Source organism: Pantoea sp. USHLN298, from assembly GCF_037149395.1.
GTDB lineage: Bacteria > Pseudomonadota > Gammaproteobacteria > Enterobacterales > Enterobacteriaceae > Pantoea > Pantoea astica.
Genome location: NZ_JBBCRO010000005.1, coordinates 24,962 through 48,142 on the forward strand (window position 1 = coordinate 24,962; position 23,181 = coordinate 48,142).

Sequence of the window (23,181 nt, forward strand, 5' to 3'; positions counted from 1 at the left end):
ATCATGACGCCAAAAACCTTATTTCTCGCCCTGGCGCTGGCCTGGGCGACACCGCTGCTCGCCGCTCATTCGTCCACTATCGCCTCCGCTGGGCCGTGGCCAGCGGATTTCATCAAAGGCGCGGACATCTCTTCGCTGGCGGAACTGGAGAAACAGGGCGCGAAATTCTACAACGCCGCTAACCAGCAGCAGGATGCCATCGCCATTCTGAAAGCCAGTGGCATCAACACCATTCGTCTGCGGCTGTGGGTCGATCCCACCGACGGCAACGGCCAGACCTACGGGGGCGGCGGCAACGATCTGGCGACCACACTGGCGCTGGCGAAGCGGGTCAAAGCCGCTGGCCTGAAGCTGCTGCTCGACGTGCATTACAGCGATTTCTGGACCGATCCCGGCAAGCAGTTCAAACCAAAGGCCTGGCAGTCGCTGACCTTTCCTCAGCTGGAAACGCAGATTCATGACTATACCCGCGACACCCTCGCACGTTTCAAAGCGGAAGGCGTGATGCCCGATATCGTGCAGATTGGCAATGAACTCAACGGCGGGATGCTCTGGCCAGAGGGAAAAAGCTGGGGCCAGAACGGCGGCGAGTTTGATCGTCTGGCCGGTCTGCTGAAAGCGGCGATCGGCGGGCTGCGCGAAAACCTCAGCGATCCGCAGCAGGTGAAGATCATGCTGCACCTCGCTGAAGGGACTAAAAACGACATGTTCCGCTGGTGGTTCGACGAAATCGTTAAGCGTGATGTGCCGTTCGATGTGATCGGTCTGTCGATGTACACCTACTGGAACGGCCCGATCAGCGCGCTGAAAGCTAACATGGACGATATCTCCCGGCGCTATGACAAAGATGTGATGGTGGTGGAAGCCGCCTATGGCTACCAGCTGGAAAACTGCGATAGCGCGGAGAACAGCTTCCAGGCCAAAGAGGAGCAGGCCGGCGGTTATCCCGCTACGGTCACGGGCCAGGCGGCCTACCTGCATGATTTGATCAAAGCGGTACTGGCGGTGCCAGACCATCGCGGCAAAGGCGTGGTGTACTGGGAACCCGCATGGATCCCGGCGCCCGGCAACACCTGGGCCACGCCTGCCGGCATGAAATATATCCACGACGAATGGAAACAGGGTAACGCCCGCGAAAATCAGGCGCTGTTTGACTGTCACGGCAAGGCGCTGCCTTCGCTACAGGTTTTTCATTAATCATTAGCGCAAACGCTGATGTCTCTGACACCTCTGAGGAACAGATATGAATAAATTTCCCCCGATCAGCGCCAGGGTGACCTCGCTGCTGCATGGCGCTGACTACAATCCGGAACAGTGGCAACATCAGCCGGGCATTATTGATGACGATGTAATGATGATGAAGCAGGCGCACTGTAACGTCATGTCCGTCGGGATTTTTAGCTGGGCGAAGCTGGAGCCGGAAGAGGGACGCTATGATTTCGGCTGGCTGGATGAGGTGATCGACAAGCTCTGGCAGCAGGGCATTTCGGTGTTTCTCGCCACGCCGAGCGGCGCCCGTCCGGCCTGGATGTCGCAGGCCTACCCGCAGGTGTTGAGGGTGGGTCGCGATCGCGTGCCTGCTCTGCATGGCGGCCGGCATAATCACTGCATGACCTCGCCGGTTTATCGCCAGAAAGTACAGGCGATGAACAACCAGCTGGCGGCACGTTACGCCCATCATCCGGCGGTGATTGGCTGGCACATCTCTAATGAGTATGGCGGCGAGTGCCACTGCGATCGCTGTCAGCAGGCCTTTCGCGGCTGGCTGCAGCGCCGCTACGAAACGCTGGAGAAGCTGAATCACGCCTGGTGGAGCGACTTCTGGAGCCATACCTACAGCGACTGGTCGCAGATTGTCTCACCGGCTCCGCAGGGTGAAATGTCGATTCACGGTCTGAACCTCGACTGGCGGCGTTTTATGACCGATCAGGTCAACGACTTCTGCCGCGAAGAGATCAAGCCGCTGAAGCAGGCCAATCCCGATCTGCCCGCCACCACCAACTTCATGGAGTACTTCTACGATTACGATTACTGGAAGCTGGCCCCGACGCTCGACTTTATCTCCTGGGACAGCTATCCGATGTGGCACAACCAGCAGGATGAAACCGCGCTGGCCTGCTACACCGCGATGTATCACGATCTTATGCGAACCCTGAAGCAGGGCAAACCCTTTGTCCTGATGGAGTCGACGCCGAGCGCCACTAACTGGCAGCCGACCAGCAAGCTCAAAAAGCCGGGGATGCATATTCTCTCGTCTTTGCAGGCGGTCGCGCACGGTGCCGACGCGGTGCAATATTTTCAGTGGCGTAAAAGCCGCGGCTCGGTCGAGAAATTTCATGGTGCGGTGGTCGATCACGTCGGTCACCTTGATACCCGAACCGGCCGCGAAGTGAGCGAGTTAGGACGGATGCTGGCGGCGATGACTCCGGTGCTGGGCAGCCGGGTTGAGGCCAGAGTGGCGATTATTTTCGACTGGGAAAGCCGCTGGGCAATGGATAACGCGCAGGGTCCGCGCAACCTCGGGCTGCACTATGAACGCACGGTGAATGAACACTATCGCGCGTTCTGGGAACAGGGTGTGGCGGTCGATGTGATCAACGGCGACAGCGATCTCAGCGGCTATGAGCTGGTGATTGCGCCGATGCTCTACATGGTTCGTGATGGCTTCGCGGCGCGGGTGCAGCAACATCTGGAGCGGGGCGGTCACTTTGTTGCCAGCTACTGGAGCGGCATCGTCAACGAGAGCGATCTCTGTTACCTCGGCGGATTCCCTGGCCCGCTGCGGCCGCTGCTCGGCATCTGGGCAGAAGAGATCGATAGCCTGACCGACGATGAGTTCAATGGCGTACGCGGCGTAAACGGTAACGAACTGGGCCTGCGCGGGCCGTATCAGGCGCGGGAACTTTGCGAGCATATTCATCCGGAAGGCGCAACGGTCGTGGCCAGCTACGAAAGCGACTTCTACGCCGGAACTCCGGCGGTGACCGTTAATCAGGTCGGCAAGGGCAAAGCCTGGTACATCGCATCGCGTAATGATCTGCCGTTCCACCGTGATTTCTACGGCGCGTTGATCCGGCAGCTGGCGTTACCGCGTGCGTTGCCGATGGCGTTGCCGCCAGGCGTGACGGCGCAGAGCCGTACCGATGGTGAACAGGCGTTTATCTTCCTGCAGAACTACACCGGACAGGCGCAGCAACTGCAACTGCCAGCCGGGATCAGCGATCTGATCAGCGGCGTCCCGCTGACCGGCGCGCTGACCCTGGCACCCTGGGGCTGTCGCGTATTGCGTGCGCCACGGGACAACAGCGCCTCCTAAGCGAGGCGGTTAGCGTTATCAGCAACACGGCGGGCAGCAGCCCGCCTTTTTCTTATCTGAAGGAGAACAGAATGGTCAGTCTGAAATCGTTTAAGCACTACTTCAGCCGGCAGGCGCTGCCCGCCGGTGAGGCACCGGTTGACGGTGAACTGCTGGATCAGCTAATGCGCTGCTTTGGCGGGCGCGACAATATTCAGCAGGTCGATGCCTGCTTAACCCGGCTGCGGGTGACGGTGAAATCGCTGGCGGCGGTGGATACGGCCGGATTGCAGCAGGCGGGAGCGATTGGCGTGGTGATTCTGGGACACGAGGTGCATGCGATCTTCGGGACCCGGTCCGATCGTCTGCGTCAGCTACTGGAGAGACGCTTTTTTCAGGCGGAATAAAAAAATGGATAACCGTTACCGGTTATCCAAATAAGCCCCTGCATAAGCGCTTAATAAAGACCACAACGAGGAGATAGTGCGTTTACCACCAGGCTTCGACCTGTACGCCGAAGTTCCAGGTGTCATTACTGGTGTTGTCCTGGAAACTGTGGCCGTTTTCAGAATCATTCAGATAAGACGCAAACAGGCGCAGTTCAGGACGTGACATAAACTCCGGACCAGCGGCCAGACCCAGCGCCAGGGTATATTTCTGTCCCGCCTGCTTATAATCACCGCCGACTTTGTTCTCATCTTTCTGCCAGAAGCTACCGACTTCGCCGATGCCGCGAACATACTCGGTAAACTGATACTGACCGCGGCCTACCAGCGACAGCAGGGTGCTTTTGCTGGTCTGGGCTGTCACATCATCTGCGGAACCCCAGGTGAAGACCTGGTTTAACGAGAACTTGTCGGTAATCGGCAGCAGACCGGTGTTGATCACGCGGTAGCCTTTGGCGTTGCGGGTATCATTCCACATGTCATACCAGCCGCCGCCCTGTGAAATCATGTTCTGCGCCAGGCCTTTGTCGGCATACTGCAGCACCAGTTTCTGATAGCCGCCCCAGATATCCTGGCTGATTTCGCCGGTCAGCATCACGCCGTTCTCGGCGTCATACAGGCCGCCATACTCTTCCTGCTTTTTGGTGGTGTTTGGCATGGCGTAATCGATGCCGAACTCAGTCCAGGCCCCGCTCCAGGGTTTCCAGCCCGCATAGCGCAAATCAAGATAGTTAATGTTGACGTCGTTATCGCCATCGACGCGGTAATCCACATCGTTAGCATCGCCCCGAATCCATGCGAACGAGATGGCACCCGGACCCAGCGTGTAGTTTTCAATACCGGCCCCGGAGCCGGAGATATTCCAGTATTTGGTATCGATGATATGCAGATCGTGGCGCTGGTAGTAGCGTTTACCGCCCCAGATCACCGCATTCTTATCGCCCGGCACCAGCCCTTTGATCTGCAGATTAAGCTGACGCAGGCCAAACTGCGCATCGTCGCCGAAGGTGGTTTCGTTATCGTTGGAGCCGTCGGAGAACATGCTGACCATGGTGTCAACGTAGAAGCTGACATCATCCTTTTTGTAAACTTCGCTGCCCAGTTCGATCTCGCCGTAGGTATCGGCCTCATTGCCCAGTCGGCCGATTTTATTCTTCTGGTACTCTTCAATACCGCCATCCTGCGACACACCTACGCCGCCACGCAGATAGCCGTGGAAATCGATATTGTCGATCGCGGCATACAGCGATGGAGAAGCCAGAGCAGCAGCGAGCGCCACAGCAGCAGTACGTAACCTTGTTTCCATGTTATCCTCATTTTGTATTTGTAATACGTTCACATGACAGCGGCAGTAAACGCTCTTTGGCAGAGGAGTGACAAATTAAATCGCGGCAATGTGTGACGTATTGCAAAGAAATGACGGTGTTATGTAACGAAAGGTGAATCAGATCACCAAATTGCAGGATGTGAAGGTGTTACTTTTATTTTTTATTCAGGCAATGTGACTGCGGTATCCTGGCGGGATGGTGAGCTGTGATAACATTTCGCCATTGGTCATCAGGGATGCGAATTATGAAATCAAAAAATGCCACCTTGGAAGATGTCGCCCGCCATGCAGGCGTCTCTTATCAGACGGTGTCACGGGTTTTAAACAAGTCAGCAAACGTCTCAGCCTCAACGCGGCGCAAGGTGGAACAGGCTATTGAAACGCTGCGCTACGTACCCAACCGACTGGCGCAACAGCTGGTAGGCAAGCAGAGCACTACCCTGGGTCTGGTGACCACTTCGCTGGCGTTGCATGCCCCGTCGCAGGTGGCCGCCGCGGTAAAACGCTACGCCAACGCCGCTGACTACCAGGTGCTGATTGCGATGATTGATGAGAACGTCAATCAAAGTCTTCAGGATTGTATCAATGAGCTGAAGTCTCAGCGGGTGGATAAGGTGATCATTAACGTCCCGCTGGAGAGCAGCGATGCAGAGCACATCGCCCAGCAGAACGAAGATATCCTCTGCCTCTTTCTGGATGTTGACCCTTACAGCGCCGTGTTTAACGTTTCGTTTAATCCCGCTGACGGTACCCGCGCCAGCGTTAAATATCTTTATGAGCAGGGACATCGGGAATTTGCCCTGCTGGCCGGTCCTGAGCAGTCGGTGTCGGCTAACCTGCGGTTAAAGAGCTGGCTGGATACGCTCGAAAGCTATCGCCTGAAGCCGGTCAGCATCAGCCACGGTAACTGGGATGCGCAGAGTGGTTACAACGGGGTGCTGCAACTGCTGCGCGAAGCGCCGGACTTCAGCGCGCTGCTGGTGGGTAACGATCAGATGGCGCTTGGCGTACTCAGCGCGCTGCATCAACGCGGCGTTGCGGTACCGGGGCAAATCTCGGTGATTGGCTACGATGACACCTATGAAAGCGCGTTCTTTCATCCGGCGCTGACCACGGTTTCGCTGGATCTCGATCTGCAGGGCAAAGAGGCGGTGGCGCGTATCCTGTTGGCCGGCGAGCACGATGAGCAGCGTTCTTCCTCTATCCTGCCCGCCAGGCTGGTGGTGCGCAGCTCAACCGGTGCCGCTGGACAGCAGCAGCGGGATTTGAAGCAGATCGCCGAACAGCTGAGGCTGATTGCCAGTCGGCTTGAATAGCGCGGGCTGAACGCAATAGGGAAAGCATGGTGTGATGACGAGCCGGCAACTCAGCGGCTGACGCATTCCCCGATCGGCAAAAACCACCGGGACAGCCAGGCCGCATCATCCGATCGGGATAAACGAGGCGGAATGCTGGCTTTTGGCGCGAGCCGATATAGAGTGGCAACAGCACCACTCTGATAAACGAGGCAAACATGGCGTTTTCGCACGAGTTAATCCTGATTTACACCACTTACTTTGTAGCAACGGCCAGCCCCGGGCCGAGTAATATGGCGATTATGGGGACGGCGATGAAAAAGGGGCGCGCTGCTGCCCTGGCGCTGGCCGGTGGCGTGATAGGCGGTTCGATGCTGTGGGCACTGCTGGCCGCCTGCGGCGTGCTGACCGTGCTGGCGACCTTCGCCCAACTGCTGATCGTGTTGAAAATTGGCGGCGGGTTATATCTGCTGTGGCTTGCCTTCAAAGCGGGGAAATCCGCGCTACGCCGACCGGATGAGGCGCAATACGCGCCAGGCGATGAGAAGGTCGCCTATGCCAGGCTGTTCCGCCAGGGCATCCTGATGCATATCGGTAATCCAAAAGCCATTCTTACCTGGGTCGCCATTATGTCCGTTGCGCTCAAGCCGGGCGCGGCGGCCGCGGCGTTGCCCATGATCCTCTGCGGCTGTGCAGCGATCTGCGTGATGGTGTTCTGCGGCTATGCGTTACTGTTCTCCACCGCGCTGATGAGTGCTTTTTATCGGCGTATCCGGCGCGGGCTTGATGCGCTGTTAGCCTGCTGCTTCGCCATTGCAGGCCTGAAGCTGGTACTGAGCCGTAGCTGAAGGCGCTGGAGGGTGACCTGTGCAGGATGCCAGTTCGCTTTGATCCCTGATACAGAGTTGGCGTTGAGCGAGAAGCGGGACTTCTGTCAGCATTACAGCCTGCGCGGCAACAATACTTTCGGCCTGCACTGAATAATAAAAAAGCCGCCATTGCTGGCGGCTCCGAATGTGTTCACGAGCGCTGAGCGTCATCGGCAACGCTGCCTGTGACGCTTTATTTATCCGTTGGCGGTAGCGGTTTTCATCGCCGGGCGCTGCGGCAGCAGCCAGAGAAACGCGATGATAATCAGCGCCAGCGTCAGCGAGGCGCTATAGCGACTCAGCGCCAGTCCGCCGGAGGCCACAGGCTTATCCAGGAAGTCACCCACTACCGCACCCAGCGGGCGGGTCAGAATAAAGGCTGACCAGAACAGCGCCGTCCGCGAAAGCGAGGTAAATCGACTGGCGGCCCAGATAATGCCCAGCGCGCCAACAAACAGCAGGATCCCGCCGTCGTAGCCCAGACCTTCACTGTCTGCGGTCCAGTCACCTAACGCGGTGCCCAGCGTTTGAGAAAACATGATGGTAATCCAGTAAAAACTCTCTGAGATAGAGTTGTTAACGGAATTTACCGCGATGGTGCCGCAGGTAATGCGCCAGATAAACAGTGAGAGCACCAGCAGCGTGCTCAGCAGCAGTGTACCGCCAAGATAACCTATTCCCAGCGAGCGATCGGCGAAGTCCGCCAGCGTGGTGCCGACAGTGGTGGTGGCCACAACGGTAAACCAGTAGATCCATTTGTTAAAGCTGTGACGTTTAATCTGCACCACCACCGCAATGAAAAAGATGATGGCGAAAATCAGGGTACCGGTGAGGTAACCCAGATTCATCGACATGGTTACCGCATCGCCGCCGGTTTCACCCAGGGTGGTCGCTGCGATTTTGGTTAACCAGAAAGCCGCGGTGACGGCAGGAACTTTGCTCAGAGATAAAGTGTGTGTCGTATTATTTTGCATGGGGTCGGGCTCCGGAAAAGCCCAAAATGGGCTAATACAGCCTGCAGGTTATCGGATTAATCTTAAGAAAAGGTTAAGCTGCAGAGATGTTTCAGCGAAACTTTTCTGATGCCGGAATCGAATTATTTTGTGGGAAGAGGTGCATGATGTTTGATGTTACGGCCGCCAGGGATGGGGAGCGGGGAGTAGTCGATCGGCGAAAACGACACTGTTTATCCTGTTATTTCGCAATATCGTCGCTGACGATCAACGCATTTTTCATTAATATCTTTTTATATTCAACAGCCGTCGTACAACAGGTACCCCTATGATCACCGTCGAAAAAGCAGACCCATCTGCGCCAGACTCGCTCGATTTGATTGAAAAATTGTCAGCAGAGCTGGCTGCGATCACTGGCGATAGCGGTAAACGCCATTTTATACCAGAGTCTGTACAAGGAGAGCGGTCACTATGGGTTGTGGCAAGAAACAAACAGGGTCATGCCGTTGGATGCGGGGCTATCCGTCCACTCGCGAATGATATAGCTGAAGTTAAGAGAATGTTTTCAGATCGAAGTTCTGCTGGCATTGGCAATGCGTTACTTACTTTTCTGGAAAGCTCGGCGAAGCGTATGGGTTATCACGCGTTGTGGCTTGAAACCCGGCGAATCAATCGTCGGGCGGTTGAGTTTTATAGTAAAAATGGCTACTCAGTCATTGAGAATTACGGACCTTACAGCGGCCGGGACGAGGCGGTGTGTTTCGCAAAAAACCTGCAAGGCTGAGAGATCGTTAACTTAACCCGCGTAGCGCGGCTGACGGCCTTAAATAACGCCTCCCGGCATGACGCATACAGGCTAAGCGCACCGTCAGGCTGCAACCCCTTGTCACCCCCAGCAGGGCAAAAAGCACGAACTACACATTTACAAATTTAAATGTGTAAATATAATGTCGCCACTTTCGACACTAAAGGATTTTTCGTTATGCCCTCTTTATTCGCTCCCCTGACGCTGGGTGACCTTCAGCTCCGTAACCGCATTGCACTGCCGCCGCTGACGCGTTGCCGCAGTGAGCAGCCAGGCAATATTCCCGGTGAGATGATGGTGGAATATTATCGCCAGCGTGCCGGTGCGGGTTTTATGATCACCGAAGGCACACAGATTGAACCCCGTGGTCAGGGATATGCCTGGACGCCGGGCATCCACAGCGAAGCACAGATCGCCGGCTGGAAAAAAGTGACTGAGGCTGTACATCAGCAGGGCGGGACGATTTTTTGTCAACTCTGGCACGTTGGCCGGGTATCGCATAATGAACTGCAGCCAGGCAAGCAGGCGCCGGTCGCCCCTTCAGCCGTTGCCGCAGATAACGTCAGAGTTTTTATCGAAACCGGACCCGGTGCCGGCAGGTTAACCGCGCCCAGTGCGCCGCGTGAACTGACCACTGCTGAAGTCAAAGAGCTGGTGGCGCTCTATCGCCGTGCCGCAGAAAACGCCAGAGAGGCGGGTTTCGATGGCGTCGAACTGCATTCCGCCAATGGCTATCTGATAAACCAGTTCATCTCCGAACACACTAACTTCCGTACAGATGAATATGGCGGCTCACTCGAAAATCGTCTGCGTTTCCTGCGCGAAGTGACCGAGGCGGTCAGTGCGGTATTTGGCAGCCACCGGGTCGGCGTCCGTTTTGCACCGCTGTTTTCAAGCACCGATGAAGAACGCGTCTACCTTGGTCTGGTAGAAAGCGACCCTCATGCGACATACCTGCGCGCCGCGCAGCTACTGAATGCGCTGGAAGTCGGCTATCTTTCCATTGCCGAAGCCGACTGGGACAACAGTCCGGATCTGCCTGAAGATTTCCGCATCGCGCTGCGCGAAACTTTCCGCTCGCCGATTATGTACTCAGGCCGCTATACGCAGGAAAAAGCGCAGCGGATGCTGGAAAAAGGCTGGGGCGATCTGTTTGGTTTCGGCCGTACTTTTATCGCCAATCCCGATCTGCCTGCGCGATTGAAAGCGGGTCATCCGCTGAACAGCGTCGATCACGCCTCCCTGTATGGCGGCAGTGAGAAAGGATATACTGACTATCCGGTCTATCCATCCTGATGTTTTGCGAGGCGGCATGTCACCCGAAAATGCCCTGAAATTACTCTCCAACCCGACACGGGTGGCGGTACTTAAATGGCTGAAAAATCCTGACGAAGCGTTTGCGGGTTATTCGCAGCTCTATCCTTTCGATCAGTATGGCGTCTGTGCCAGCCTCATCCAGGACAAGGCGGGCTTATCACAGCCCGCCACGTCGTTATGCCTTAAAGCGCTGCAAAACGCAGGCCTGGTGGAAGCCAGCAAAGTGGGTAAATGGACCTATTATCGCCGCGCCGAGCAGCGTATTCATGAAGTCACTGCTGCGGTGACACAATCGTTGCAGCAACTTTTATAATCTCCTTTCATCAGTTTTACTTTTTTGATTGCTGGCCGACGGCCTGGCGAGGACGCCTTTCGGCGCAGCGAGTTGAGTAACCGGCGCGGTGGCTGGCTGAACAGTGAGCGCGCTTCAGGGTTTGCCTGATATTTAATTTTCCGGACTTATTGCTGAAAAATAAGTCCGGAAACGGAAAGAGTTTTTTATCCGGAATAAACACGCAGCCTGATACGCTGAAATATTATCGCCTCACCGGGTTGCCCAAAAATCTTTTTGCAACCTGAGCGTCTCTTCTTCAACCTCCTCTACCGGGCCGGTCAGTTCAATGTTTTTCTGCCCATGCTGAAAAACATATGATGCAGGGATATGCATGGTCGGGTTTTCATTGTGGTTACCGGTACACTCCAGCAGACGAGCTTCGCTCATGCCATAAACGACCCGGCCAATATTGGCCCAGTAAATCGTCCCGGCACACATGCAACAAGGCTCTACCGCGGTGTAAAGCGTACAGTTCCAGAGATATTCAGCAGAAAAATTGCTTGCCGCGATTCGCGCCAGGGTTGATTCAGCATGATTAACGCTATCGATATTACATTGGGTCAACAGCACCGTCTCCTTATCAGGGGCCACCAGCACCGCACCGAAAGGATGATTACCTAAAGCGATAGCGCGTTTCCCGACCTCGTTCGACATTTTCAGGAATTTAATATCCGTTGTGTTATTCATTATTTTCTCCTTTTCGGGCGTTGAGTAGGGCATTGAGTAAAACAGCCGTGAATCCACCCATAAAAATGCCGCTGTCAAAAATTAATCTTAATGACGACGGAAGCGAATTAAACAAAGCAGGGAAGGCCATAGGGATAACACCGACGCTTATCGATACGGCAACAATCAGCATATTATTATCATTTTCAAAACTGACCTCTTTGAGTTGCTGGATACCAGCCGCCAGCGTCATGCCAAACATTAAAATGCCCACGCCGCCCAGTACGGGACGAGGAATTGCTGACACAATCGCACCCAGTTTCGGAAACAGGCCAAGCAACACCAGTATCACACCTGCGGCAGCCAGGACCGATCGACTGGTGATGCGCGTGAGCATGATCAGCCCGGCATTTTGAGAAAAGGCATTGTACGGAAAGCTGTTGAGACAGCCGCCGATCATCGTTGAAAGCCCGTCAGCGCGTATCGTATCGGAAAGGCGTTGTGATGTTGTCGGACGACCGATCAGCTTATCTATCAGCAGGACATTGCCGGTTGTCTCTGTCATGACGATGATCATCGCCAGACAGGATATAAAAACAGGAACGGGTGAAAACACCGGCAGACCAAAAGAGAAGGGCATACTGATACCGATCCACGCAGCATGACTGACGACGGAGAAATCGGTTAATCCTGCGATAAAAGCGATCAGGGTGCCTGCTCCCATCCCCGCCAGGATGGCGAAATTTCTGATGATGCCGCGCGTCTTGCAATAGAAGATCAGCGTGATCACCAGGGTAGCCAGAGCGAGTAATAAATGAGAGGGGCTGGCAAAATCAGGGGCGTCAGGGTTTCCGCCGCCAATCCAGATTGCCGCTGCGGGCATCAACGAAATGCCAATGATGGTAATCACACAGCCAATCACAATCGGCGGGAAAAAGCGGACCAGGCGGCTAAACAGCGGGGCGATAAGCACCGTAAACAACCCACACGCGATGGCCGAACCAAAAACCGTCGTAATCCCATACTGCTGGCCGATCATCGCCATCGGTGCCAGCACGATGAAAGAGCATCCCTGGATTAACGGCAATCTTCCGCCAAAGCGACTGATACCGACAGACTGAAGCAGGGTAGCGAGTCCGGATGTCAGCAGGCAGGCGTTAACCAGCGTCACCGTCTGAGCGCCGTTTAAGCCCATTACTGACGCAAGGATTAAAGGCACCGTGACCGTGCCCGCGTACATAACCAGTACATGCTGGAAGCCCAGCGACGCTATGCGTCCGGGGCTCAGCGAGCTTTGAGGTGTCTTTGCTGCAATCAACGTTTCCATAAGCATCCCCGTCATTATTCAAAAAAGAGAACTCACTCTATATGTAAAAAAATGATAAAAGTGAGTGAGCTGTTTTCAGATAAATTGAAAGCTGAGGGGTAAATTGAAATATTCATTGGAACAACTTATGACCTTTGAACAGGTGGCCAAATCGGGTTCCTTTTCTGCTGCTGCGCGTCATCTGAGGAAATCTCAGTCTTCCGTGAATATGGCGATGAGCAATCTGGAGATTGAACTCAACGTTGCGCTTTTCGAGCGAACGCCCAGGCAGGTCAGGCTTACGCCGGAAGGGGAAGTGCTGCGGGAATATGTCAAAACGATACTGGAAAGGTGTCATGCGTTTGATCAGCGTGTAACCGCCTTTAACCAGCAGATTGAGAGCCACGTCAGCCTGGCCATCGAGCTTCCCTACATCACTATTGCGCCGGTGCTATATGAATTCTCTATGACCTTTCCTGAAGTCGATATCCATATTAAGGAGCCGTTTCGTGGCGACGTGGAAGCCATGGTGAAAAGCGGTGAGGTGGATCTGGGTATTACCCTTTCTCATTCTGTTGAGAGTGAGACCATTCAGTTCACCCAACTGGGTAAGGTGGTGATGGTCCATGTCGTCAGTGTTGATCATCCGCTTGCTCAACAAATTCCGGTTTCTTTTGCCGATCTGCACAACTGGCGCCACATTACTTTTGGCTCACAGGAAAAAAAGATCGCGACGACAGAATATTTAGGCAGCCCGATGCTGTGGCGAGTGGAGAGTTACAGTGCCATGCTCGATGCGGCTCTGGCGGGTCTGGGATGGGCTTCGCTACCCCGCGAATTTGTTTATCGTGAACTTCAAACCGGCAGGCTGGTTGAATTACGGCAGCAGGAATATCCGCACACAGACTGGATTGTCGCGGTGGATCTGCTGTGGTCAAAACAGGCCAAAGCCGGAAAAGCACAAATCTGGCTTCGCGATCGTTTAGTGAAGCATAAAATTTTTGAGCAGGATAATGCGGGTAACAGGACAACGCTGTAGTTCTGCTATTCTCTTTCGCCCTGATTAACGCAGTAAGGGTTTAGCCGCTCTGTTTAAAACACCCGGCGGACGGTAACCGGCATTTTAAATCTGCCCTGATTACGGCTGATCTTCTGATCGGCCATTAATGTTTGCTTTCAGATTTATTATTTTTTTACCGTAACGGTAACATGCATTCATCCAATGAGAGGTGCGCATGGGTGAGCCTCAAGCCGCCAGTCCGACCTTCTTCGTTAATTTCCCGCTCCGTTTATCATTGCTCTGTTTTCATCATTTCCTGGCGGCACGGGGCGGGGGAAATAGCGTCACCGGCTTTCAGGAATCGTTGATCCACTATACTGAGCAATGAAGGTGCTATTTATATTCGAGGCTGTTCACGGTTAATGACTTAATTTCGTCCTTAACTCTGACTATCAGGAGAACACAATGCAAAAGAGCCAAATGATGAAAGGGCTGTTAGCCGCATCGGTATTAGCAGCAATGTTCAGTACCGTCGGTGTGCAAGCTCAGACCCCCTCCAGCGCCGCGCAGAATGGCGCTGCAATGCAGGGAGAATCAAGCGCTAAGCTCAGCGCGGGTGATGAAAAAGCGGTGAAGGACATGGCGCAGGCCAATATTAATGAAATTGCTGCCGCCAAAGTCGCACTGAGTAAGGCTCAAAGCAGCAAAGTTAAAGCCTTTGCGCAGCAGATGGTCAGAGACCACGGCGATGCTCTGATCAAAGTCCAGACGGTCGCTAAGCAAAAAGGCGTAGCATTGCCCACTGAGCCGGACGCCCAACACGCGGCCATGGCTGCTAAGCTGGAAAAACAGAGCGGTGACGCTTTTGACAAGATGTACATGGAAAACGCCGGCACCATGGACCACAAAATGGTGCTGTCGAAGTTGCAAAAGGATGCCACTAAAATCAAGGACCCGGATGTGAAGGCGCTGGCCGATGCACACACGCCTGTGGTTGAGCAGCATCTGAAGGCGGCTCAGCAGATGGCGATGTAACCGGCCATGCCAGCAGTCAACGAGTCAACAGGTTATCTGGTGTGCAGCATCATCGGCGAGCCGGATAACCGTTGTCACCGGATGCAGAAAGGCACCGCGTAAAGGCGCTGGCTGGAGAACGGGGCACGCTGGCGACCGCGGCTCAGAGGGTGCAGTCGCCAGCGGAGAGTAACGCCAGAGGCGGAAAGCCGGATTGGCCTGAAACTCACGCCCGGCAGGATGGATGGCGCAGCCGGTATTAAGGATCGCTTTTAACACAGTGCCACCTGAGACCGACATCCGTTCGGCTATGCGCAAAAGGTTGAGGTTGAGGTTGAGGTTGAGGTTAAATAGTCTCAGTTATCCCTTGCCAGTAAAGTCAATAATTCGTGGTAAAGCGGTGGCGCAACATAAAGGAAAGGTCCGATATCTCCTGCAAATGCATGATGCAACACGAATGCCGTTAGCGGGTAAACCCTGTGGTTGCCAGAGTTAATATTAAACAGGCTCAGCTGAGGCTGCTATTTATTCATGTAAAGCCTATCTGTTATGACAGGTTTACTCTCATTTGCCCGTAAAATAGCAACAGGCCAGTCAGTTTGAAAATTGCGAAGGTAAATAGCCGATCGATCCACCGCTAATTAAAACGCTTTACTCCCCATGTATTAATAAAGTGTGCGGAATGCCTTATATTCATTTTGTGCCCGAAATTCAGGCAAGGCCTCCCGTTACTTCTGCGCGCGACTACTTCCCTCCACCTCAGCGAGGCTGACATCATAGGCTTCCTGCGCTTTTTCAATATCATCAAGATGATTAATTGCCCAGTCATACATGGCGCTAAACGGTTTCTGCAAAGAGCGGCCGAGATCGGTGATTGCGTATTCAACGGCAACCGGAGAGGTCGCCAAAACGGTCCGATTAATCAATCCGTTACGTTCCATTTTGCGTAAGGCCTGGGTAAGGGCTTTGTGGGTGATACCTTCCATGCTGCGCTTCATCTGGTTAAAGCGCAGCGTATTCTCATTAAGTAAAGTCAGTATCATGACGCTCCATTTGTTTGCGACCTGATCGAAAAAAACACGGGCGGCGCAGTCTGCAAAGAAAACGGGATCAACACTATTTGTCATTTAAGTATCCTTGAGTATATCTACTCGCTTCAAAGTGCGTAATTGACCTTAGCTGAATGTTATATACCATGCGATTGACGTTGGGATAAATATCTCACCTGCGACCGCATCGTCTGCTAAATAAAACGGCGGGACAACGTTTAGCAAGCACTAAGGAACCCTCATGAAAGAAAAAAACTTCTCTCTGTCCAGACGTAACCTGCTGGCTTTTGCCAGCGCGACCGTTGTCTCGGCGGCGGTTAAAGCCAGCCCGACAGGCTATGCGCCAAAGGTGTCACCGACGGCCCGACTTTTTTATACCGAAAAAGGAGAAGGCAAAAATATAATGGTATTACACGGCTGGACCTGTGATTCACATGACTGGAGCTGGCAATTACCCGCGCTTGAAAGCAAATACCGTACGGTAGCGGTAGATTTACGCGGGCATGGCCGATCAGAGGTCAAGCCATCAGGGCATTATAACCCGGCTGACTATGTTGCCGATATTGAGGCATTAATTCTGTCACGCTATCCCGGTCAGAAATTTATTCTGATTGGTCACTCAATGGGCGGCCAGATTGCCGCGCGGCTTGCGGCAAAAAGGCCCGATTTAGTGAGTGCAGTCGTCTCGGTGGACGGTTCAATGGGATTCGCGGATGAACAGGCGGCCGTTTTTCAGAAAGCCACTGACGATCTGCATAAAGGCGATCCTTATGTAACCGGTCCGGCGCTATTTGAGCTCTTTTACGATAAAAATACCCAGCCCGCGTTAAAGCGCTGGCATGCAAGACGCCTGCAGGGCGTGCCGCTGCATGTGGTACGTGAATCATTCGGCCCACTGTTTCTGGGTGCGGGACAAGTCGGAGTGGGTAAAGCGAGTGAAGACTTTTGTCGAGGCTTAACGGTTCCTGTATATCACCTTTGTCGCGATGCCACGCAGGCTAAGAATATGCGTCAATGGTTTTCAAACCCAAAATCAAAAACAGATTACTGGACGCAGACAGGACACTGGATTATGCAGGATCGCAGTGAGGAGGTGAACAACGCCGTGACGGCCTGGATCGATGGGCTGTAACGTCGACAGCAGCAGAATCGACACTTTTGGCTTACGGCATGGCTCTTTTCTGCAAAATCGGTCACTTAATGCAATAAAAATGCGCTAACCGGTGCTGCCGGTTAGCGCATTGGCAAACCTGATTCAGACAGTGTGATCATATGAATGGGATAGACGAGGATGACGTTAACAATTTAGCTATATCACTTTTTCTTATAGACATCCGCAGTAGCATGCATTTTATTGTTGGTATTGCCGGATGTCAGAACATAAACATCTCCGCCTTTTTTATCTGCCAGGCTGGAAAGTTCAGCTTTCGCATCAGAGGCGCTGACTTCACCTGATGTTGATACGCTACCCACTTTTTCGTACTGATCCTGCACTTTTTCAAAATCATTTTTCGGCATCATCTCTGCCGCAAATGCGTTGAAGGAAAAGGCACACGCGGCTATCACATAAATTATTTTTTTCATCAGTTCATCTCCAGATGTATTTAGTATGGAATAAGTATTAATTGCCACAATAATTATAGAGTCTGCAGCATATTCTTTCCTGGGAGATTTGATTTATTTTGGTTTTTTGTGATGAACGCATTGTTCAACAAACAAAATAATCTGACTGTCACACTTTTCAGTCATAAGCAAATGGTGTGACGGCTGAAGACTATTTTCTCTGGCGGGTGCATAGGATAGTTTTTTCGGTAATAAAAAAGGGCGTTTTATAGAGAAAAAATCATGTAAAAGCGCGGGCGTACGCCTTCAGATGTTAAAAAAAGAACGGCAAAGCGTTTTTCTTTACATATTACTGGCCTTGTTATTAAGACGGATAATTAATCATCAACTTTGGCGTTAACTGAAGTATAATTAATGAGGCAAAAACTCTCCGCTGTATAAATAACCATGCTCATGGGGGCGAAAATGATTATCCTGCTAAGGTTTTGCGTCATTGCTTTGTTTCTCACACTGACAGGCTGTTCTTCTAAAGTGGCAGAAACCAATCAGTACTCAGGCTTTCTAAGTGATTACTCTGATTTACGCACCGTAGAAACGACATCGGGTCAACAGGTACTGCGCTGGGTATCACCCGATTTTCGTTTAAGCAATTATAAGGATATTTATGTGTCACCGGTGGTCTATTTCCCTTCTCCTAAACCGGATAGTCGCGTAAATGCCGCTACACTGGAACAAATCCGTTTATATACCGAACAGCGGCTGAAAAGCGCCGTGAGCTCCCACAAGAATTTAAGCAATCAGCCACATGCTGGTGGGTTAATGCTCAGGACGGCCATCACTGCCGTTTCAGCTGAAAATAAAGATATTCAGTTTTATGAAGTTCTGCCGGTGACAGCGGTTGTGGCAGGAACCATGACCATGACCGGCAAGCGTTCACAAAATACTTTCCTGTTCATCGAGGCGGCGTTAATTGACGTCTCAACCAATAAACCGGTGATAAAAGTGGTGAGGAAAGCCTATGGCGGTAAAGTCTCTAACAGTGAGTCTCCGATAACGAGAGATGATATCAAAAGTGCCATCGACACCATGGTTGCCGACGTGGTCGATTTTCCCGGTAAATAAAGTAAAGTTAATAATTCCTGATTGTAATCAAGCTGATGTGAGTTTTACGGATATCCTGTATTCACAAAGGTGTTTAATCGCTGATGCGACAATTTTTATCAATAATGCCTGAATCCGCGTAACAGAGCCTGAAGGAATTTTTAATTCTGAAGGCTGCTGTCTGTTACGTCACGGTGAAACACGACCTGCCTGGGTCTGTCTGGTGCCGGCTGTTATTAACAGAGACGGCACCTCCATCCTGATTATTATTTCTGCAAAGGATATTCATGATGCTGGATTTGATAAAAGCCATTGGGCTGGGACTGATCGTTATTCTGCCGCTGGCGAATCCGCTAACCACTGTTGTGTTATTTTTAGCATTAAGCGGTCAGATGAACAGCGCCACCCGTAATCTGATAGCGGTTAAAACCTCTCTTTATGTTTTTATTATTCTTATCGTTGCCTGGTATGCCGGTCAATTAGTCATGGATACGTTCGGCATTTCTATTCCTGGCTTGCGTATTGCCGGTGGGCTGATTGTGGCCTTTATCGGTTTCAGGATGTTGTTTCCGATACCGCAGGAGGAGCGGGGGATGGATGTGTTAATAAAAACAGCGAAAGAGAAAGAGACAGCTAAAACAAGCATTGCTTTTGTTCCACTGGCTATGCCCAGCACGGCCGGTCCCGGTACCATTGCGATGTTAATCAGCTCTGCGTCTACACTGCGACATGCCAATGAATTTCCGGCCTGGGTGATTCTGGTGGCACCCCCGCTTATCTTCCTGATCGTGGCGATGATCGTCTGGGTCTGCCTTCGGAGCACCGATACCATTATGCGGCTGGTTGGTAAAAGCGGTATTGATGCCATATCCCGGCTGATGGGATTTCTGCTGGTCTGTATGGGTGTGCAATTTATTATTAATGGCGTGCTTGAGATCGTTTCGTTAATCCGGTAATCCGGTACTGTCCCGTCCGAAATTATTTGTTTGCCATTTTTTTATAAACACACCAGGGTTGATCCATCACGATAAAGTATTCACTCTCCTCACAGAGATGATGCCGCCTGTTAATGATCAAGATAGAGATAATGCAGCCAGCTGGTCATCCGCAGGAGGACCTTACGCATCACCGAAACATGGGTGAAATGGTCTGAATAGACCGCCACCTGCGCAAAAATCCCGTCGGGTAAGGCGTCAACATCGGCGTTCGGCTCCAGCTCGATGGTAGCCAGCACGCCATCGGTACCAGAGGCGATGGTCAGAGACTGAAGCGTGCCTTGTGCCTGATAAGCGCCTCCAGGCACCACCGGAAGAATCTGGGTCAGTTTGCCGGTAAAGACCTGACCCGGCAGAGCATTAAATACCACCTCAGCTTCGTCACCCATCTCCAGACGCAACAGCGAATTTTGTCTGAACTGGGCAATAATCTGCCGCTTTTGTTCCGGAATAAAAATCATCACCGGTCGCAAAGGCAGGGCGGCGGCATAGGAGCCTGGCCGGATCAGGACCTGGGTCACATAGCCATTACCCGGTGCCCGGACTACGGTTTGTTCCAGGTTGAATCGCGCTTCAGCCAGCTGCGCCCGCAGGCTGACAATTTGCGATTGCTCGCCGTTTATCACGCTGTCTAAACTGCTTTTTATCTGCGCCTGCTCAGCGACAGAACCTTTTACCAGCGCATCCTGCGCCAGATAGTCTTGTCGGGCATTATCGATATCTCTTTCGGAAAACGGATTCACTTTTGCCTTACTGCCGGTCAGATAGCGCTGGTAATCTTTAAATAATCGGTCTCGTTCAGCAGAGACATGGGTGGTATTGGCGATGGCTTCGTCCAGCTGGCTTTTTAAAGCCTGAACGTTGTGGATGGCGGTCATTAAATCCGCCTGCAACCTGTCAACCCGGGCCTGATAACGGGTGCTGTCTAAGCGAAATAACATCTCGCCTTTTTTGATCAGCTTGTTTTGTTTGTCAGTGACCTCACTGACCACGCCCGTGACCTGAGGCGTGATGGGAATCGCAATCACCGCTTTTTGCGCCAGAGAAGTATAGGGATGATTGTAATTCATTAGCATGATCAGCGCGCCAATCAAAAAAACGCCACCCAGTGCTGCGGTTGGCACCGTCCATTTATTGATCGGTATTCGGAATATTTTAAAAATTGCCCAGGCAAATGCGACATAGGTGAGAATGATCAGTAGATCCATCGCCTTGTTACTCCGGCTAGCCTACATTTCGGTTATTTAGCTGCTTTTCAAGCTCCGCAACGCGTTGCTCCAGAGAGGCATTGGCATTCATTCCCCAGCCTCGTTCCGGCCGATAGAGCGTCGCCCAGATCCACAAAAAAGGCCATATAACATGCAAAGTGAATAAGCTGACCCAGCCCGCGACATGAATAGCATCAGCATGGGGATGGTTACGGGATTTTGCGATGAGATAAGGAATGTCGTGTAGAACAATAATGCCATAAAAAATAATGATAAAAACCGCGAACAGCACGCCCAATGCAAAGTAGTTAAGAAACATAAATGCCTCGGATTAAATTCGCAACCTGATTTCAAGCATAGGCTTATTGCTGCCGCTCGGCAATAAGGTCTATTTCATTAAAAATAAATAATCTTAATCAGTGCGATGTAATGGTACTGTTTTTACGGGCTGGTGAAGAAGGATCGCCCGGCTGTGGTGACTGGTAATCCGTATAACCCGCTGATTAATAAAATATCTTTAGCGCGCTGAAGCTGTCTGCCTGAGTGAGTTTCATAAACTGAAGCCTGAAATCTTCTCTTTTTCGTTCCTTTTATTGCTATCGTTTATAACCTCACTTTTTAAAAAAAACGGTGATCTGACGACAGGTAAGAAAAAATGACGGCGTTTTTTTTCCTGTTCTGCATCGCACCTATACTTATTTTTACGGCGATTGTGTATGGTGTATTACTCCTTTCTATTTAGTCCTGAGTAAACTTTAATTAGCTCTGCACGGTCGTTATTACCCCTGTGCCTGATCGCCACGTTTAATGCCCTGGCGCTTATATCATCATCTTGCATAAATTTATCAGCTAATTGTTATCGGAAAATTTGAAAGCTCTGAAAAAAGAAGGTGTCATTTACGAGCGAATAATAAGCCTGCTATCGAAAAGATGCCGTTATGGCAGAACGATATATTCTTTTTTTTCATGTGGAGTCATCATGAGATGAAACATGCTGATGCCGGTGCAACAACGTTATCCCGCCGGTTGGCCAGAGGGATTATTCCGTTGATGGTGATGATGGCTGGCGTCGCGATCGTTTTTTATTACTTCAGCGATCATCGCCCGCGGGTCACGCTAATCACGGATAGCGCGGAAGGTATCAAAGCGGGAAAAACGCCGATTAAAAACCGCAGCATCATTATCGGTGAGGTAGAGAGTACCGCGCTGGCAGACGATCTCCGTCACGTTGAAATCAACCTACGTCTGAATCGGGGAATGGAGAAGCTGTTACACAGCGACAGCGTCTTCTGGCGGGTAAAACCGCAATCAGGCCAGGATGGCATTACCGGCCTGAGCACGCTGATGACCGGAGCCTACATCGCGTTACAGTCTGGTAATAAAGGCCAACCCTTAGCGCACTATCCGCTGCTGGACGCGCCACCGCTGGCACCGGTCAACGCGCCGGGCATCCGTGTTATGTTGCGCAGTGATAAAAACAGTCAGCTTAAAGCCGGAGATCCGGTGATGTTCAGCGGCTATCGGGTCGGGTCGGTGGAAAACAGCCGCTTTGATGCTGACCGGCGAGCGATGACCTACCAGTTATTTATCCCATCACCCTACGATCGTCTGGTGACCACCCATTCCCGCTTCTGGAAGGAGAGCGGGATTAACGTCGGCCGATCGGCGTCAGGTCTGCGGGTGGAAACAGACGCGATGATCTCTTTGTTCACGGGTGGCGTCAGTTTTGATACTCCGCAGGGGATAAAAACCGTGCAGAGTGCCCGCAACAACGCGGAATACCCGCTGTTTGCCGACCGGCAGAGCAGTGAGCGATCCTTTTTCACCCGGCATGTTCCGTTCCTGCTGTTTTTCACCGATTCAGTGCGTGGTTTAAAAGCCGGGGCGCCGGTGGAGTTTCGCGGTATTCGTCTTGGTACCGTCATCAGGGTGCCGTTTGTTTTACCCGGCCGGACGCAGAATATTGCGACGGCCTACCGCGTGCCGGTATTGATTAATATCGAACCTGACCGCTTTGCCCGCGAGATGCCTGATTTTAACCTGGTGCAGCGGCTGAAGAGTGGCATTGCCCGCGGCATGCGCGCTACGCTAAAAACCAGCAGTCTGCTGTCCGGCGCGCTGTATATTGATCTCGATTTTTTAAGTCATGCGCCAGCTTATGATGGACCGGGCATCATTTCCGGCTATGAAATCATTCCGACAGCGCCCGGCGGTCTGAATCAGCTGCAACAGAAACTGGTATTGGTGCTGGATAAGGTGAACCATCTGCCTCTTACGCCACTGGTGAGGCAGGCCAGCGCGACGCTGCAGCAAAGCCAGCGCACGATGGGTGACTTACAAACGACACTGAAACATCTGAATCAGTTAACCGACAGTCCGGCAATGGAAACGCTTCCGGTTGAGTTGCAGCAAACATTGCGCGAGCTGAACAGCAGCCTGAAGGGGCTGCAGCCGGGTTCGCTTGCTTATGATCGAATGGTGGGGAATCTTCAGCGTCTTGATCCGATACTGCGGGAGCTGCAATCCTTACTCAGGATGCTCAACAGCAAAAGTAATGCGCTTATCTCAGATGCCGCCACACACGCCGATCGCTAAAGGTAAACCCGCTGCCGATGGCGGGGGAGATCCCCGCCGTTCG

The 23,181-nt window shown here is 52.4% G+C and carries 22 protein-coding genes; 14 read left to right on the plus strand and 8 right to left on the minus strand.

Annotated elements, in window-relative coordinates; genetic code table 11:
- The first annotated feature begins 3 nt into the window (after nucleotides 1–3).
- The 3 genes from WFK59_RS13685 to WFK59_RS13695 all read left to right on the plus strand — a co-directional run bounded on the left by WFK59_RS13685 (nucleotide 4) and on the right by WFK59_RS13695 (nucleotide 3,702).
- The gene (locus WFK59_RS13685; protein WP_233988452.1) at nucleotides 4–1,197 is read left to right on the plus strand and encodes a glycoside hydrolase family 53 protein; all 1,194 of its coding nucleotides are present in this window, start codon (nucleotides 4–6) and stop codon (nucleotides 1,195–1,197) included.
- A gap of 46 nt (nucleotides 1,198–1,243) precedes the next feature.
- Complete coding sequence (locus tag WFK59_RS13690; RefSeq protein ID WP_336756003.1) at nucleotides 1,244–3,316, plus strand: beta-galactosidase; 2,073 nt, start codon at nucleotides 1,244–1,246, stop codon at nucleotides 3,314–3,316.
- Nucleotides 3,317–3,387: 71 nt separating this feature from the next.
- Complete coding sequence (locus tag WFK59_RS13695) at nucleotides 3,388–3,702, plus strand: glucose PTS transporter subunit EIIB (protein ID WP_233988450.1); 315 nt, start codon at nucleotides 3,388–3,390, stop codon at nucleotides 3,700–3,702.
- 82 nt (nucleotides 3,703–3,784) lie between these two features.
- Here the strand turns inward: WFK59_RS13695 and WFK59_RS13700 are convergent, their stop codons facing one another.
- Nucleotides 3,785–5,047: a maltoporin gene (locus WFK59_RS13700; RefSeq protein ID WP_336756004.1), complete on the minus strand. Its 1,263-nt coding sequence runs from the start codon at nucleotides 5,045–5,047 to the stop codon at nucleotides 3,785–3,787.
- A 266-nt stretch (nucleotides 5,048–5,313) separates the two neighbouring features.
- Here WFK59_RS13700 and WFK59_RS13705 point away from each other — a divergent pair, with 266 nt between their 5' ends.
- Nucleotides 5,314–6,384 carry a LacI family DNA-binding transcriptional regulator gene (locus WFK59_RS13705; protein WP_336756005.1) on the plus strand — a complete coding sequence of 357 codons (1,071 nt, stop codon included), beginning with the start codon at nucleotides 5,314–5,316 and terminating at the stop codon, nucleotides 6,382–6,384.
- Nucleotides 6,385–6,581: 197 nt separating this feature from the next.
- Nucleotides 6,582–7,211: a LysE family translocator gene (locus WFK59_RS13710; protein ID WP_233988445.1), complete on the plus strand. Its 630-nt coding sequence runs from the start codon at nucleotides 6,582–6,584 to the stop codon at nucleotides 7,209–7,211.
- Between the two features lie 218 nt (nucleotides 7,212–7,429).
- On the opposite strand, the gene WFK59_RS13715 is transcribed toward WFK59_RS13710, so the two are convergent.
- A complete protein-coding gene (locus WFK59_RS13715; protein WP_233988444.1) occupies nucleotides 7,430–8,206 on the minus strand; it encodes a COG4705 family protein in 777 nt (258 codons plus the stop codon).
- Between the two features lie 307 nt (nucleotides 8,207–8,513).
- Between WFK59_RS13715 and WFK59_RS13720 the strand changes: the two genes are divergently transcribed.
- The 3 genes from WFK59_RS13720 to WFK59_RS13730 all read left to right on the plus strand — a co-directional run bounded on the left by WFK59_RS13720 (nucleotide 8,514) and on the right by WFK59_RS13730 (nucleotide 10,620).
- Complete coding sequence (locus WFK59_RS13720) at nucleotides 8,514–8,969, plus strand: GNAT family N-acetyltransferase (protein WP_336756006.1); 456 nt, start codon at nucleotides 8,514–8,516, stop codon at nucleotides 8,967–8,969.
- A gap of 198 nt (nucleotides 8,970–9,167) precedes the next feature.
- A complete protein-coding gene (locus WFK59_RS13725; protein ID WP_233988442.1) occupies nucleotides 9,168–10,286 on the plus strand; it encodes an alkene reductase in 1,119 nt (372 codons plus the stop codon).
- Nucleotides 10,287–10,302: 16 nt separating this feature from the next.
- A complete protein-coding gene (locus WFK59_RS13730; protein ID WP_094119022.1) occupies nucleotides 10,303–10,620 on the plus strand; it encodes an ArsR/SmtB family transcription factor in 318 nt (105 codons plus the stop codon).
- Between the two features lie 231 nt (nucleotides 10,621–10,851).
- Here the strand turns inward: WFK59_RS13730 and WFK59_RS13735 are convergent, their stop codons facing one another.
- Together WFK59_RS13735 and WFK59_RS13740 are read right to left on the minus strand one after the other, a co-directional pair.
- A complete protein-coding gene (locus WFK59_RS13735) occupies nucleotides 10,852–11,328 on the minus strand; it encodes a nucleoside deaminase (RefSeq protein WP_336756007.1) in 477 nt (158 codons plus the stop codon).
- Nucleotides 11,321–12,634: a nucleobase:cation symporter-2 family protein gene (locus WFK59_RS13740; RefSeq protein WP_336756008.1), complete on the minus strand. Its 1,314-nt coding sequence runs from the start codon at nucleotides 12,632–12,634 to the stop codon at nucleotides 11,321–11,323. Before WFK59_RS13740 ends, WFK59_RS13735 begins: the two co-directional genes overlap by 8 nt.
- Nucleotides 12,635–12,761: 127 nt before the next feature.
- On the opposite strand from WFK59_RS13740, the gene WFK59_RS13745 reads away from it, so the two are divergent.
- Together WFK59_RS13745 and WFK59_RS13750 are read left to right on the plus strand one after the other, a co-directional pair.
- Nucleotides 12,762–13,652 carry a LysR family transcriptional regulator gene (locus tag WFK59_RS13745; protein ID WP_233988439.1) on the plus strand — a complete coding sequence of 297 codons (891 nt, stop codon included), beginning with the start codon at nucleotides 12,762–12,764 and terminating at the stop codon, nucleotides 13,650–13,652.
- 426 nt (nucleotides 13,653–14,078) lie between these two features.
- Entirely contained in the window at nucleotides 14,079–14,648 is a 570-nt protein-coding gene (locus WFK59_RS13750) for a DUF4142 domain-containing protein (protein WP_233988438.1), read from the plus strand.
- 707 nt (nucleotides 14,649–15,355) lie between these two features.
- Here the strand turns inward: WFK59_RS13750 and WFK59_RS13755 are convergent.
- A complete protein-coding gene (locus WFK59_RS13755; RefSeq protein WP_336756009.1) occupies nucleotides 15,356–15,754 on the minus strand; it encodes a winged helix-turn-helix transcriptional regulator in 399 nt (132 codons plus the stop codon).
- A gap of 163 nt (nucleotides 15,755–15,917) precedes the next feature.
- On the opposite strand from WFK59_RS13755, the gene WFK59_RS13760 reads away from it, so the two are divergent.
- On the plus strand, nucleotides 15,918–16,808 hold the full coding sequence (locus WFK59_RS13760) for an alpha/beta fold hydrolase (RefSeq protein WP_336756010.1): 891 nt from the start codon (nucleotides 15,918–15,920) through the stop codon (nucleotides 16,806–16,808).
- A gap of 182 nt (nucleotides 16,809–16,990) precedes the next feature.
- Here WFK59_RS13760 and yahO read toward each other — a convergent pair whose 3' ends face one another.
- Nucleotides 16,991–17,260, minus strand: coding sequence for a DUF1471 family periplasmic protein YahO (yahO, locus tag WFK59_RS13765; RefSeq protein WP_233988433.1), 270 nt, complete (start codon nucleotides 17,258–17,260; stop codon nucleotides 16,991–16,993).
- A 444-nt stretch (nucleotides 17,261–17,704) separates the two neighbouring features.
- On the opposite strand from yahO, the gene WFK59_RS13770 reads away from it, so the two are divergent.
- Together WFK59_RS13770 and WFK59_RS13775 are read left to right on the plus strand one after the other, a co-directional pair.
- Nucleotides 17,705–18,361 carry a DUF3313 domain-containing protein gene (locus WFK59_RS13770; protein WP_233988432.1) on the plus strand — a complete coding sequence of 219 codons (657 nt, stop codon included), beginning with the start codon at nucleotides 17,705–17,707 and terminating at the stop codon, nucleotides 18,359–18,361.
- A 269-nt stretch (nucleotides 18,362–18,630) separates the two neighbouring features.
- The gene (locus WFK59_RS13775; protein WP_233988793.1) at nucleotides 18,631–19,296 is read left to right on the plus strand and encodes a MarC family NAAT transporter; all 666 of its coding nucleotides are present in this window, start codon (nucleotides 18,631–18,633) and stop codon (nucleotides 19,294–19,296) included.
- A 110-nt stretch (nucleotides 19,297–19,406) separates the two neighbouring features.
- Here WFK59_RS13775 and WFK59_RS13780 read toward each other — a convergent pair whose 3' ends face one another.
- Entirely contained in the window at nucleotides 19,407–20,543 is a 1,137-nt protein-coding gene (locus WFK59_RS13780) for an HlyD family secretion protein (RefSeq protein WP_336756011.1), read from the minus strand.
- Between the two features lie 16 nt (nucleotides 20,544–20,559).
- The gene (locus WFK59_RS13785; protein WP_233988429.1) at nucleotides 20,560–20,862 is read right to left on the minus strand and encodes a DUF3302 domain-containing protein; all 303 of its coding nucleotides are present in this window, start codon (nucleotides 20,860–20,862) and stop codon (nucleotides 20,560–20,562) included.
- Nucleotides 20,863–21,527: 665 nt separating this feature from the next.
- Here WFK59_RS13785 and pqiB point away from each other — a divergent pair.
- Nucleotides 21,528–23,138 (plus strand): intermembrane transport protein PqiB, encoded by a 1,611-nt coding sequence (pqiB, locus tag WFK59_RS13790; protein WP_336756012.1) that lies wholly within the window; start codon nucleotides 21,528–21,530, stop codon nucleotides 23,136–23,138.
- The last annotated feature ends 43 nt before the right edge of the window (nucleotides 23,139–23,181 follow it).